This window comes from Methylomonas paludis (genome assembly GCF_018734325.1).
Classification (GTDB): domain Bacteria; phylum Pseudomonadota; class Gammaproteobacteria; order Methylococcales; family Methylomonadaceae; genus Methylomonas; species Methylomonas paludis.
The window spans coordinates 2,646,242-2,659,910 of record NZ_CP073754.1 but is presented as its reverse complement, the minus strand read 5'-3'; the positions used below and the strand labels follow the sequence as shown (position 1 = coordinate 2,659,910).

Genomic DNA, 13,669 nt, shown 5'->3' with positions numbered 1-13,669 from the left:
TCATAAATAAAATCACTGCATATATTTACAATAATGTAGATATTACACTTTTAACGATTGGCTAAATGTTATAGTAATAGCCAAAGTTGATAGAGCATCAACTTAAAGCGAAACAAAGCCATAAGCAATACATTGCATTTGGCTGTCTCTGTGGGGACTGATAAATCACCAGGCTTAATCTGGAAAATAATATATCCCATGAATTCGCCAAAATACTTTAATTAATATCTTGCTCTAATATAATGCCTTTTTTATTTAAAACAATTTTAGCAGTATTTTTTATAATGCCTTTACCGTTTGGTAGTAATAGAGATTGGGCGTGGTTATTGGCTGCCGCTGTTTGTTTCATCATGATGACTTATTGGTGTTTTTTATTCATCAATGGTAAAACTCATCTTAGTTTATGTCTAAAAAAACCGATCAATATCGCAACACTAGGTTTGTTGAGTCTGCTAGTTTGTTGGATTTTCATCCAAAGTCTGCCATTTCCCTCAGTATTATTACCAGAAAAAACTGTTGATATTTATACGCAAGCTAATTTTGCCTTGACAGGACTCAAAGAGCTGCAAAGTACTAGTATCTCTTGGGATGCCGGTATAACGAAAATGACTGCGTTAAAAAGTTTATTCTATCTGTGTATATATTTTTTATTGATGCAACTGATAGATAGCCGAGAAAAATTAAAGACTTTTTTAAGTGTGGTGTTCGTTGCCGGTTTGTTTCAAGCTGTATACGGTAGTTTTATGGTATGGTCAGGCATTGAATATTTATTCGGTGTAAAAAAACAAGGTTATATTGGCTACGCTACCGGCACTTTTGTGGCTCGTAATCATTTTGCCGGTTATCTGGAAATGGCTGTAGCCTTTGGTATCGGTAGAATATTACTGACTAATAATAAAGAAAAAAATATCCACTACGGACATTCCTGGCGCAGCAAATTAAGAAAATGGCTGGATAGGCTTTACAGTAAAAATGCACTTCAGGCTGTCGCGATAATGATGATGTTATATGCTTTGGTTATGAGTGGTTCAAGAATGGGGAATGTGGCGTTTTTTTTCAGCTTGCTGTTCAGTGGCATAATAAGCACATTGATATCGCCAAACTTCAGAGCATACGGCAAAAAAATTGTTAAATTCTGTAGTGCATCTCTTGTTATAATCGTGATAGCTGGTTTACTGGGGTGGTTAAAGGTAGCTGATAGAATAGAAAAAACCGATGTTCATAACGAAAGCCGGTTTGATGTGGCCGCCAGCATAGTGCCAATGATTCATGATTTCAGCTGGCTGGGTAGTGGTGCAGGCACCTTTAAATATGTATTTCCTGGCTATATAACTAATAATTATTGTTGTTTTGAGCATGCGCATAATGATTATCTTGAGATTTTAAGCGATATGGGTTATATAGGGTTTGTGTTGCTGGCCGGAGTTGTTTTGATAAGTTTATATCAAGCCATTGTAACTATAAGGCACAGACATTCACGGCTTGTAAGAACAACGGGGTTTGTTGGTATAATGGCCACCTTAAGCTTATTGATACATGGATTTATGGATTTTAATCTGCATATACCAGCTAATGCCTTATTATTTATAGCATCTTTAAGTCTGCCGAGCATCGGCAAAGCTGTTTATCAAAAAAATAATGGCCTGCGTAAATGAAGAGAATTGATAAGATAATCTTGCTAATGTGGTTGTTAACAAGCGCTTACAATGTCTCAGCAGCAGATAAAGACATGAAGCCAGGTATGTTATCGCTTGGTGCGTTTGATTTAACACCAACTTTGAATGTGGATGAGTCCTATAACGACAATATATTTTATAGTCAAGAAAATCCGAAAGGAAGTTTTATTACTCAGGTAACTGGAGGCGGAGAAATAGCCTTAAGAAAAAAAATGGATAAATATGCCTTAAGGTATTCATTTTTGAGTTCACAATATCATGATAGTAATAAAGATAGTTATGTGGATCAGTTCTTGGGGTTTACTACGCATTTTGAGGCCAATAATCGAAATCGTATTGATTTTAATACCAATGCTATATTCAGTCACTATATGCGAGGTACGGTTTTATCACAAGGTTCAATAGCGCAGACGCTATCAGGGCCGGATCAATATCATTTATATAATGCTGGTTTGGAATATCGCTATGGTCGAGTGGATGCTAAAGGTAATCTTGGTATGGATTTAAAATGGCTACAATTTACCTACGATAACAGGTTGAATGCCACTCAGGTATATGACCGAACTCAGTTTGAATTTACACCAGGGTTCTTTCTGCGTCTAAGTCCAGATGTTTATTTTACTAGTCAAGTACAAAATATAATTGTTGATTATCCAAGTTCACAAACTGTTACGACAACAATCGGCCAGTTTATTTCCCCCCAGTCATATAATATGCAGCGTTATTTAGTTGGTATGAAATGGAATCAAACTTCAAAGACTAAGGGATCAATTAGAGTTGGCGAATTTCAAGAACAAATACAAAGTAACTCACAATTAATAAGTACAGGAGGTACCAGCGGTTTAACTTGGGATGGTGACATTTATTGGGCTCCACTGGAGTACTCAAAATTTAACCTAGATATTTCCAATATGATACAGCCTAGTATAGGTTTTGGTAACAGGCAATTGCAAACTTATAATTTGGGTTGGGAGCATGAATGGCCTAACCGAATAACCACTAACCTTGGTGGCATGTATCAAACCGTATCGCATAGTGCATCGCTTCATACCGTATCAGGAACAACCTATAAACTCGATGTAAAATATAAAATACGTGATTGGGTCGACTTGGGAGTGAATTATTATAAAACAGATTTTCAGGCGTATTTGCTTAATTCAAATAGTAACCAAGATATTTATATGTTATATATTCATTTTAAATAGGCGTTAAATGAAAAATACCTTGCAAAAAACAAAACAGATGATAGTTGGGTTAATGATGTTATGCGTTTTAGCAAGTGCTAAAGCCGAAAATGAAAATATCATTTTTGAAAGTCAAAATCCAATTAATACCGAAGTCAAAACCAGCAGTAACGATAGCGTTGCTTCGGCATATCGACTAGGGCCTGGTGATAAAATTCAGGTGCTAGTATTTGGAGAAGCTGGTATGGGCGTTGAGGCTAAATTAACCGATGCCGGTACATTCATTCATCCATTATTAGGTGAAATTACTGCCAGTGGCTTAACTATTGGGGAATTGTCAGCCAAAGTAGTGAATCAGTTAAAAGTCAAATATTTAAAAGAGCCCAAAGTCAGTATCAATATCACTGAATACCGTGAGTTTTATATAAACGGGGAAGTACAAAAACCAGGGGCTTATCACTTTACGCCTGGTTTAACCGTATTTAAAGCAATTTCAATGGCAGGTGGGTTTACCCAACGAGCATCCAGAACCAATATTGAATTAATAGCAGATAAAAGCCAAAGTAAATCAGCACAGACTGTTGGTTTAGATACGCCTATAAATCCAGGTGATGTTTTGACGATAGAAGAGAGCTTTTTTTAATGAATTTACAAACCATAGAACGTGCCGCCTCGGGAATGGAATACACAGAGAAATCACTTGCAAATACTGCAATTAATAGCCAGGAGGGTATTGATTTAACAAAATATTGGCGAATTATTCGTTACAATAAATGGAATATAATAGGCATTGGTGGTTTATTTGCAGTGTTGGCAGTTATTGCCATGATTAAGTCAACGCCCATATATCGATCAACTGGGAGTATATTAATAGATGCCCAGCAATCGAAAATTCTGATGATGAACGATGCATATGAAATGCAGACACTTACCGAGCAATATTTTCGTACTCAAATCGAATTATTAAAATCTCGTGATCTGATCAGAAAAGTGATAGAAAAATTAGATCTGGCCGATAATCCAGAATTTAATAAACCCAAAGAGAAAAATTTATTAAGAGCAAAGCTAACAGCCTTATTACCTGCTGTTTTTGAAAACAAAGACGAAAAAAACCAGCAGAATGATATTGATTACTCTAAATATAGTAAAGAAGAGGGTTTAATTTCCGATTTTCAGAGTCGATTAGCCGTAAATCCGCGCAAACTAACCCAAGTGTTGGATATATCCTTTGAGGCTAGTGATCCATTACTAGCTAGCGATATTGTTAATATACTTGGTGAAACTTATATACAAACTCGCCAGGCTGGGCGTACAAATGATACCCGAATGGCTGCCGAATGGCTGGCTGATCGTATGCAGTCTTTAAAAGAAAAATTAAATCTGTCGGAGAGCAAACTACAGAATTATTTAGAAAAAGAACATTTAGTCGACCTGGAAGGAGTGTTAACACTCACCAAAGGTGAGATAGAAGGAAATACTCGGCGACTGTCGGACGCTCGCATTACCCGCATGGAAGCGGAGGCCTTATATAAAAAGATCCAAAGTTTGGGTGACTCCATATATAAAAATACGGAAGTAGTGCCGGAAATCTTTGCCGATCCAGTTATTATTGGGTTAAAACAAAAGGAAATTACTTTAAGTCAAAAACTTAGCGAGTTAAGCCAGCGTTATGGCAGTGGTCATGATGACATTATAGCCACAAAATCAGAATTGGAATCCATAGAACAGGAGTTAAAAAAGCATATAGCTAGTACTATTAACGGTATAAAAAATCACTATGAAATCGCTTTGGCAAAGGAAAAATCAGTTGCTAGTGAAGTAAATACCAATAAAGATCAAGTACAGGATATTGGTTCAAAACAGACTCAGCTTAGAGAATTACAGCGAGAAGTTGATTCAAACCGTAATTTGTACGAAATGTTTTTTAATCGCTATAAAGAAGCCACAGAAACAGCATCCTTATCAGATAATGCCATCCGGTTTGTTGATAGGGCAGATCATCCATTAGTTCCAGTAAAACCCAAGAAAAAATTAATTGTTATCATTTCATTTATGATTGGGTTAGTTTTTGGGGTGATTCTAGCAGTACTGAGAGATTATTTAAATTCTACAATTAAGTCACCGGCAGAAATTGAAGAAAAGTTAGGTGCAGCGTTATTAGGAATAGTGCCTTTCCATAAAGTTAAAAAAGCCGATACAGACAAAATTAGCGATATTGGTAAAATGGCACAAGTATTTCCGAAATCGCAATTTGCTGAATCAATTCGTACTATTCGTACGGGTTTAATTTTATCGGCACTTGATAGTCCACATAATGTTTGGTTAATTACCTCCTCATTAAGTGGTGAAGGTAAAAGTAGCATTTGTATGAACTTGGCGATTTCCTTATCTCAGCTAGATAACGGTAAGGTGTTGCTGATAGATGCGGACTTGAGACGCCCAACCTTGATGAAACGTTTTGCTACACTACCGGAAGGTAGTTTTGGTCTTGCCCATGTACTGTCAAAAACTGCGGAAATTGACGAATGTATACATAATATAGGACCCAATATCGATTTAATCCCGGCTGGGCTAATCCCACCAAATCCTCTGGAATTGTTGGGTTCACAAATGTTTATCAATTTACTTCAGGAATTGGAGAAGCGTTATACTATGGTATTAATCGACTCGCCGCCTATCAATAGTGTCAGTGACTCAAATTTATTAGCCCAATATGTAAGATCGGTTATTTATGTAGTAAGAGCAGAACATACTCAAGTTGCAACCATTAGGCAGGGTTTGAAGCATCTGAGAAAGTTTGGCGCACCTATGGCTGGTATTATTTTAAATCAGTTGGATGTTGAAAAAGGTCATGGGTATTATGGTACAAATTATTATTATAATTACTACCAAAGTAGTAACTATAGTGAAGAAAAGTCCTAACAGGAAAATTAGCTTGGCATATGGAACGAACTAAATCTAGCTATAGGATAATTTACAAGCAAGCGGAGTGCCTATGATTGGAATTATTAATTTATAATAAACAAATGGTGTGCTCTTTGTTTAAATTGTGCTGGTGATTGACTAATTTAGTTTTATAGGTAAATCGAATAGTATGTATCGGGGTTGGGGTGAGTGGGTCAACGCAACTTATGATATTTTTAGGCAACTATATCAATTTGTCCAGCACATTTTAGGCCTGATTTGCCGATTACTTGGTAGTATGCTGTGCAGGAGTGATGTAACAACTTAGAAAATGGGAGGGGCTCTGTGTAGTATGTTATGGTGTCTATAACCATCTGGAGAGGCTTGCAGTGGAGTTATGTTAACCATTGTTTACATTGAGTTACGATATCCAAATATGCTCAGAATTTGGCTAAGGGAATTTCCTCTGTACACGACAAAACCTAAAAACTGCCTAAAGAAGATGATCTAAGCTTATGACTTGAAAGCCCATCGCAAATCTGTTTCACTCTCTAATGACTAAAAAAGGGGGTGAACATGGACTTAAACGATGGGCTTAGAGCGATTTTAAAAGACCATGTGTCTTGGAGCAAGCGCCGTTTAGATTGTTTTATCGGTCTGTTACTGGCGTTAATCCAATCCAGGCACATGAATTTAACGCAATTAGCGGTGAATTTTGGTGGACAGGCGACCTTAAAGTCCCGGTACAGGCGGCTTCAGCGTTTTTTTCAAACCGTTGTTTTTGATTATGACGCCGTGGCGCATCTGATCATGCAGTTGTTTGATTTTAAGGGCCAGTCGTATTATTTGACTCTGGATCGCACTAACTGGAAATGGGGAAAGGCCAATCTGAATATCCTCACCCTGGCGATTGCTTATAAAGGCATGGCGGTGCCGGTGTACTGGTTGGTGTTGAATAAGCAGGGTAACTCCAATCAGCGTGAACGAATCGCCTTATTGCAACGCTTCATCCGGCAGTTTGGTCGGCATGGCATTCAAGGCGTATTGGCTGACCGGGAGTTTATTGGCGATCAGTGGTGGCAATGGTTAACAGACCATACCATTCCGTATTTGATTCGGATGAAAGACAATCAGTTACTGACCAATCGCCGCCACGCCGGAAAGCCCGTTCAAGCCCTATTCCGGGATTTAAAGGCGGGCGAGCAGCGCGTACTGAGGAAAAGACAGCGCATTGGCGATCAGTGGGTTTGGTTGAACGCCTTAAAATTAGAGACCAACGAGCTATTAGTGTTGGCCAGTAACCAGCGCTTGGCTCAGGCGATTCAAGTTTACGGCCAGCGCTGGCAAATTGAAAACCTGTTCCAATGCTTGAAAGGGCGCGGCTTCCATTTAGAAGAGACCCGGCTGACCCGGTATTATCGGATTAAGAAAGTCATGGCGCTCCAAGCCATTGCTTTTTGCTGGGCCCATAAAGTCGGGGAATGGAAACATCGAGCCGTTAAGCCGTTAACCATCAAACAACACGGTCGCCCGGAATGTAGCTTGTTTCGTTATGGGCTAGACGAGCTGAATAACTTTTTGTTGAAAACGGTTAAATCGGCTGATGAGATGCTTCGATTCTGGATTTTGTTTTTATGTCCGCCGACTATGATCGATTATGACCGAAGTCGGTCTGGGAAAATAACCCTCAGAATTTAAGTGGCGCGTTTTGTCGTGTACAGAGGGGAATTTCTTTAAACCTAACAGGTGCAAGTAGTGTAATATCATTGCAAATGATACGAACAAATTTGCATTAAATTCGGGTGTTCGGGGTCAATTCGCCGAAAATACTTGGTGGTTGTTTACAACGATCTGCAAACCAGCATAATAAATTTATGATAGATCTACATTGTCATCTCTTGCCAGGTATCGACGACGGCCCCAAAAATTTGGACGACTCGTTAAAAATGGCAGCATACGCGGTGGAGCAGGGTATTACTCAGGCTGTTGTTACGCCACACATCCATCCGGGCACCTATGATAACGATATAAATAATATTCAAACAGTGTTTAGCAGCTTTAAACAGGCTGTGAATGCCAATAATATTAATTTAAAGCTCAGCATGGCTGCCGAAGTCAGGCTTTGTTCTGAATTGCCTATAATGATTAGCCAAAATCGCATTCCTTTTCTTGGCATGTGGCAAAATAAAAAAGTTCTGTTATTAGAGTTTCCCCATGACCACATTCCTTTAGGCGCGGAAAAGCTGGTAATTTGGTTGTTGCAAAAAGGGATTATGCCGATGATAGCTCATCCGGAACGAAATTTGAGCGTATTGGCAAAAAAAGAAAAAATTCTGCCTTTTATCAATGCTGGTTGTTTATTACAAATTACGGCCAGCTCAGTAACGGGGTTGTTTGGTGAAGCATCAAAAAACACAGCCCTTTGGTTAATTGCAAATAAATATGCAACTCTAATGGCAACTGATGCTCATAATCTGCACAAACGAATACCTACTATGTTAGCCGCATCCGAAATAGTAGAGCAGGCCTTTGGAAATAAATATATGCAATTACTCACAGAGGGTAATGCCACTATTATTGTCAATTCATAGCTTTCTGCCATGCCAATTTATACATCTCTAATTTGATAGGATAAACATCAAATATTATGCTTATAATCCAGGCTAATTAATATAGTCAAACTTAACATTAAACATAAATACGTCTAGATTATTTGGAACCTAAAAAATCTACGGTGGAACAGTTTAAAAATGTCTGGTTATTTCTGTACTTCTCGGGAGCTCTAACTATTTCATATGAAAATTCAAGGCAGAAATGATAAATTCACAGCAAATTAAATACGCCTCGTTATCACTATTAATTGTTTTTTTTATTTATCTAGCATATCTATCTGTTAAATGGGCAATTGCAAGTGTTATTGAAGTACAACTCCGGCATCAACTTGGAGAAGCGCAATCACAATTAACCACAAATTTGACAATAGAAGATTGGCAGAATATTGCGACTCAGTTAAGTTTTGCTGAACAGATGCACGAAAATAATTCAGAATTAAGTATACTTGGTATGTTTGCAAATCAAGTTAAAGGTCAGAAATTTGAACAACAACAATTAAGGGATGCTGCAAATATAGCTTATCAGCAGTCAATAAAAGATGCAGAAAAAGGTTTAAAGTTAAGACCCAGTTGGACAGCATTATGGGAAGGTTTGGTCGTAAATAAGATACACAGCGGGCAGTACGATAATACTCTTGAAGCTGGTTTTGAGCGAATAGTTTCTCTTGGACGGTGGGAGTACAGTGCACAATATCAATTGGTTTATAATGCCTTTTTAAATTGGAATAAATTAACGGAGTTCGAACATATATTGGTAGGTAAGGCGTTTAAACAGTTATATATTATGACACTTAAAACTGATATTTTGATTAAAAATCTGACAGAGGGTGTTAATAAGTCAATAATATGTGTAAATGATTCAAAAGATTTAATATTGTTTTGTGAAAACTAATTGGTTAGCTGATGGAAAATAAAGCCATACAAAGATGGACTGTATTAAGTAACTGGATAAGTCGAATAATTTCTATTGGCATACAATTAATTAGTATACCAATACTAACCACAAAATTGGGAGCAGACGGTTTTGCAGTATATGCCTTAATTTGTTCTCTAGCTGCCTGGTTTGGGTTAACAGACTTTGGTGTCGGTAAAAGTCTACAGAACTATATTGGTGAAGGTAAAGCAAAACAACAATTATTTGGTGAATATGTCGCAGCAGCATTAATTGTATTAATTTTGAACGTAGGTTTTTTTTCAGCGCTACTTTATTATTTTTATGAATATGCCGCAAAATTCCTATTTGGCAGTTTTAAATTTATAGATAATGAGCAGCAACAAGAGTTAATTATAGTCTGCACAGTATTATATTTTGGTTATATGCTGGGATTGGTTACGACTCAAGCCTTGTATGCATTAAGAAAGGGTATAGTGGCAAATATTTTGACGGTTTTTAATAATCTGTTTTTCGTTATAGCATTAACCCAAATTAATGAAAGTGATAAGTTTTTAAGCTTGGAATATAGTGTAGTAGCATTTATAGGGCCGCAATGTGTACTAGGAGTAATTAGTTTTATAGGAGTGGTAATAAGCAATGCAGTTTTTAGAGGTGTTGATATTAATAGGGCAGTAAAGAATCTGCTTTATAGAGGGATTAAATTCTCCATGTTATCAATTATGACGATAACTGTTTTGAATGTTGATTATATAATCATGACAAGGACATTGCGGCCTGATGATATTTCGCAATATAATATTCTATATAGAATATTTTGGGTTGGTATGTCGTTTTATCAGGGATTATTGGCAGCAAATTGGTCATATTATACAGCGAGAGCAGCAAATAGCGAATGGCGTATAATACTCAAATCAATTAAAACTACAATTACTTTTGGTGTTTTTACTGTATCCATTTTTGGGGCAAGTTTGTATTTTTTATTACCATATGTTGTAAAAATTATTGCGCCGAATCTTAATGTAGCAGTAGAAAGTAGTCTCGTTGCCTGGTTTTCTTTTTATATCATAATACGGATTTGGTGTGAAACCTTTTCCACAGTACTTCAGTCAATTAGTAAGTTGGGTGTTATTATATATATATTGCCAATACAAGCATTGGTAAGTATTTTGTCGCAGTATTATTTATCAATAGAGCTTGGTGTCAAAGGAATATTGATCGGTTTAATTCTTTCTTTTGTGGTTACAATGGTTTGGATATTGCCGTTAAAGTTTAAATCAGTAATTACTAAATGCAATTGAGAGGGAAATAATGCTTATACGAATTGGTCAGTATTTGCCACTATCGCCATTTATTATTTGCTCATGTTTGGCTTCTGTTGTTCAGTTGGTTTTGGGGGCAGACTTAACAATTGTTATAATGGCTTTTTTTTCGTTAATACTTTCTGTTTTAATATTAAATTACCGTGGATTTTATAATATTTTGAGCATGTTTGGTTTTGTTTTGTGTTTAAAATATACAGTAATACCGGTTTTTTTTAAAACATTGTTGTTGGAAAGAATTGATGAAGGATTGTGGGCGCCTTTTGAGTCTTTTGCGATGATACTTTTTGGTTATATAACTCTGTATTTATCAATTTATTTAGTTGATATTATAGGTGTAAAAGAGGGATATTATCAGTACACACTTAATACAAAAAAATTAAGGATGTATGGTTGGACTTTTTTTATTATCGGATATGTGTGCTCTATATTGCACGTTATTAACAAACCGGAAATGTATGGCTATACGGTTGAGCGTGGTTTTGGTGGATTCGGTTTGTTTATAGGGTTAAACTATTTAGGGATAATATTTTATACTTTTTCTTATTTGATTGAAAGTAATGGTAAACGTGCGTTTGGTTACGTTAATATCATTATGCTTATATTAATGTTTTTTGAGGCCATGGTGGGTAATACAAAAGCGCACTTTGGAACCGGGTTGCTGGGTGTGGTCTTTTCAATTATTTACTATAATAAAGGATTTCCATTTAAATATGTATTGATTGGTACACTTGGTTCACTTTTGTTTGTTTTTATTTTGACACCGGCAATACATTATTTGCGTAACCCAATATTTAAAACTGCAAAAATCGATGATAAAGTTATGATGGTTTTTGAAGTGTTACCCAAACTGTTTGATCCATCAACTCATATAGAAGTTACCGATGAAGTAGTCACAATTGCAAACTCATTATTTAATTATTTTCCCAATGATATTTTAGTTGATCGAATTGAAATGATTCAAGATATGGATTTAATCTTGTCAAGAATAGATACTGAGCCTGAAATGGGATTTCCTCTTTTGGCTGAAAATTTGAAAAAACTATTACCCAGTTTTTTAGTAGAAAAAAATGATTTCAGTGAAGTCGATTTAATAAGTTTTTATTATGCAACTAGGCTAAATGGATCAGCTGGCTTTCCTACTATTGGTGTCTTTGCAACCAATACTGCAATGTTTGGCTATGTTGGCGGTACCTTTTTTACTTTTATAATATTTGCGGTATACTTTTTTATTTTAAGGCTACTTGTTAATGCTGATTTATATAAAAACTTGTGGGGAGTTTTTTTTATGACAGAGTTGTGGTTACCATTTTCTGAAAGAGGGGGAGAGGCGTTATTGGTTTCTATATTTCGTGAAACTTTCGCTTTAGCGGTAGTTATTTTTATGGTAAATTATTTTGTCGACTTTCTTTTTAACAAGAACCTGAATCCGTGTTCAGGCTCGCATAATAACGCATAAGCCAATGATAAATAAGGTATAATATAGACTTTCTGTGTTCACCCAATTTGATTATGGCACGTTTTAAGCTAAAAGAATCCAAGAAGGAACTGACTTCCTATGCCGGGCTGTCGTTAATCGGCCAATGCCTGGAAGCCATCAATGTCGAAGCGGTGGTGGATGGACAAATTCCGGTATCCCAAGGGATTAAGACCTCTGATTTATTGAAAACGATGGTCGGTCTGTTATGTATAGGCAAAAGCGATTTCGAAGCAGTTGAACCGTTTCGTGAGGATCGTTTTTTCAAGAAAGCATTGGATGTACGCAAGGTTCCTGGCAGTGTCTGGCTGCGGCAACGGCTTGATCGTATCAGCGGTAAGCTACTGGAACCGTTGGACGAATGTTCGATTCGACTCATTGAGCGAATACAAGCCCCGATCACACCCCATAAAGGTTACGTCTGCCTGGATTTGGATACCTTCGTCATGGATCAGAGTGGCACCAAGAAGGAAGAGGTCAGCCGAACCTATCAAGGTGTGGATGGTTATACGCCGGTTGCGGCGTATATAGGCAATGAGGGCTGGTGTGTCGGCTTGGAGTTACGCCCCGGTCGCTGGCATTCATCGCTGGAGATTGATTATTTTTTAGAGCGGCTATTTCCTCGCGTTGAGCGTTTGGTTGCACCGACTTTACCGGTACTGCTTCGCAAAGATTCAGGGTTTGATAGCGCCAAGCTGTTGTTTGCCATCGCCGATGAGAAAGTGCGCTGGGCGGCTATGGATCGGTGCTTTGACTACTTGGTCAAATGGAATCCCAGAAAACAGGACAAAACAGCTTGGGTCGAAAAAGCACAAGCAGCCGGAGCCTTTGTTGAAAAACGACCCGGTAAACGGGAAGCGTTAATGACGTTGATCGTAGAACGCGCCTGGAAAAAACAGATTCGTCATTTCAGACTGGTCATACGGGTCATTGAGCGCACCACGAATAAACATGGACAGATGCTGTTGTTGCCGGAGGTAGAACTGGAAGGTTGGTGGACAAGTCTGGAGGAAGCGGAGGAAATGGTCATTGAACGCTATCGCGATCACGGTACACATGAGCAATTCCATTCGGAATTCAAAACCGACCTGGATTTGGAGCGGTTACCCTCAGGTAAGTTTGAGACCAACGACTGCCTGTTGAGAATGGGCATGCTGGCCTATAACTGCTTGCGGCTGATTGGTCAACTGGGCTTGACGGGTCACTTGGCACCGATACGCCATCCTGCAAAACGTCGGCGGTTACGAACCGTGCTGCAAGAAGTCATGTATCGAGCCGCTCAGGTCATCCATAAGGCCCGGCAATGGTGGCTTGATTTGGGGCACGATTCGCCAGTCGCTAAAGTATTCGCTTTTTTGCAGGAGCGATTGGTGGTACAGCCTGGCTTTGCATCGGGATAATCCTGGGAAACAGAAACGGAAACGCAAGGTTTGAGCTGATTCTCAGGATTGAGAAGAGGATTGCTTGTCTGGATGTCTGGTTTTTCACTCGTGGAGAGCGGCAAAGCCGGAGAAACGTGGGATTTTTACCGTCAGGGGGTTGATGGGCGGCAGTTAAGCTGTGATGGGGGAACGTTATTTTTTAAAAAAAGCGTAAAAAACG

Annotated in this window: 10 protein-coding genes; all 10 read left to right on the top strand. The window is 37.9% G+C overall.

The annotated features are described in order from the left end of the window. Positions 1 to 242: 242 nt before the first annotated feature. The 10 genes from KEF85_RS11900 to KEF85_RS11855 all read left to right on the top strand — a co-directional run bounded on the left by KEF85_RS11900 (position 243) and on the right by KEF85_RS11855 (position 13,467). Positions 243 to 1,655, top strand: coding sequence for an O-antigen ligase family protein (locus KEF85_RS11900; protein ID WP_215580846.1), 1,413 nt, complete (start codon positions 243 to 245; stop codon positions 1,653 to 1,655). Continuing rightward, on the top strand, positions 1,652 to 2,881 hold the full coding sequence (locus tag KEF85_RS11895; RefSeq protein WP_215580844.1) for an outer membrane beta-barrel protein: 1,230 nt from the start codon (positions 1,652 to 1,654) through the stop codon (positions 2,879 to 2,881). Before KEF85_RS11900 ends, KEF85_RS11895 begins: the two co-directional genes overlap by 4 nt. 7 nt (positions 2,882 to 2,888) lie before the next feature. After that, complete coding sequence (locus KEF85_RS11890) at positions 2,889 to 3,503, top strand: polysaccharide biosynthesis/export family protein (protein ID WP_246534911.1); 615 nt, start codon at positions 2,889 to 2,891, stop codon at positions 3,501 to 3,503. Then, positions 3,503 to 5,782, top strand: coding sequence for a GumC family protein (locus tag KEF85_RS11885; protein ID WP_215580842.1), 2,280 nt, complete (start codon positions 3,503 to 3,505; stop codon positions 5,780 to 5,782). The genes KEF85_RS11890 and KEF85_RS11885 overlap by 1 nt, the downstream gene beginning before the upstream one ends. Positions 5,783 to 6,340: 558 nt before the next feature. After that, positions 6,341 to 7,462: an IS4 family transposase gene (locus KEF85_RS11880; protein WP_215579912.1), complete on the top strand. Its 1,122-nt coding sequence runs from the start codon at positions 6,341 to 6,343 to the stop codon at positions 7,460 to 7,462. Positions 7,463 to 7,638: 176 nt separating this feature from the next. After that, positions 7,639 to 8,355 (top strand): tyrosine-protein phosphatase, encoded by a 717-nt coding sequence (locus KEF85_RS11875; protein WP_215580840.1) that lies wholly within the window; start codon positions 7,639 to 7,641, stop codon positions 8,353 to 8,355. A gap of 223 nt (positions 8,356 to 8,578) precedes the next feature. Next, positions 8,579 to 9,268 (top strand): hypothetical protein, encoded by a 690-nt coding sequence (locus KEF85_RS11870; protein WP_215580838.1) that lies wholly within the window; start codon positions 8,579 to 8,581, stop codon positions 9,266 to 9,268. A gap of 11 nt (positions 9,269 to 9,279) precedes the next feature. Next, positions 9,280 to 10,569, top strand: a complete 1,290-nt coding sequence (locus KEF85_RS11865) for an MATE family efflux transporter (protein ID WP_215580836.1) — start codon at positions 9,280 to 9,282, stop codon at positions 10,567 to 10,569. Between the two features lie 10 nt (positions 10,570 to 10,579). After that, a complete protein-coding gene (locus KEF85_RS11860) occupies positions 10,580 to 12,049 on the top strand; it encodes a hypothetical protein (protein WP_215580834.1) in 1,470 nt (489 codons plus the stop codon). Positions 12,050 to 12,102: 53 nt separating this feature from the next. Continuing rightward, on the top strand, positions 12,103 to 13,467 hold the full coding sequence (locus KEF85_RS11855) for an IS1380 family transposase (protein ID WP_215580090.1): 1,365 nt from the start codon (positions 12,103 to 12,105) through the stop codon (positions 13,465 to 13,467). The last annotated feature ends 202 nt before the right edge of the window (positions 13,468 to 13,669 follow it).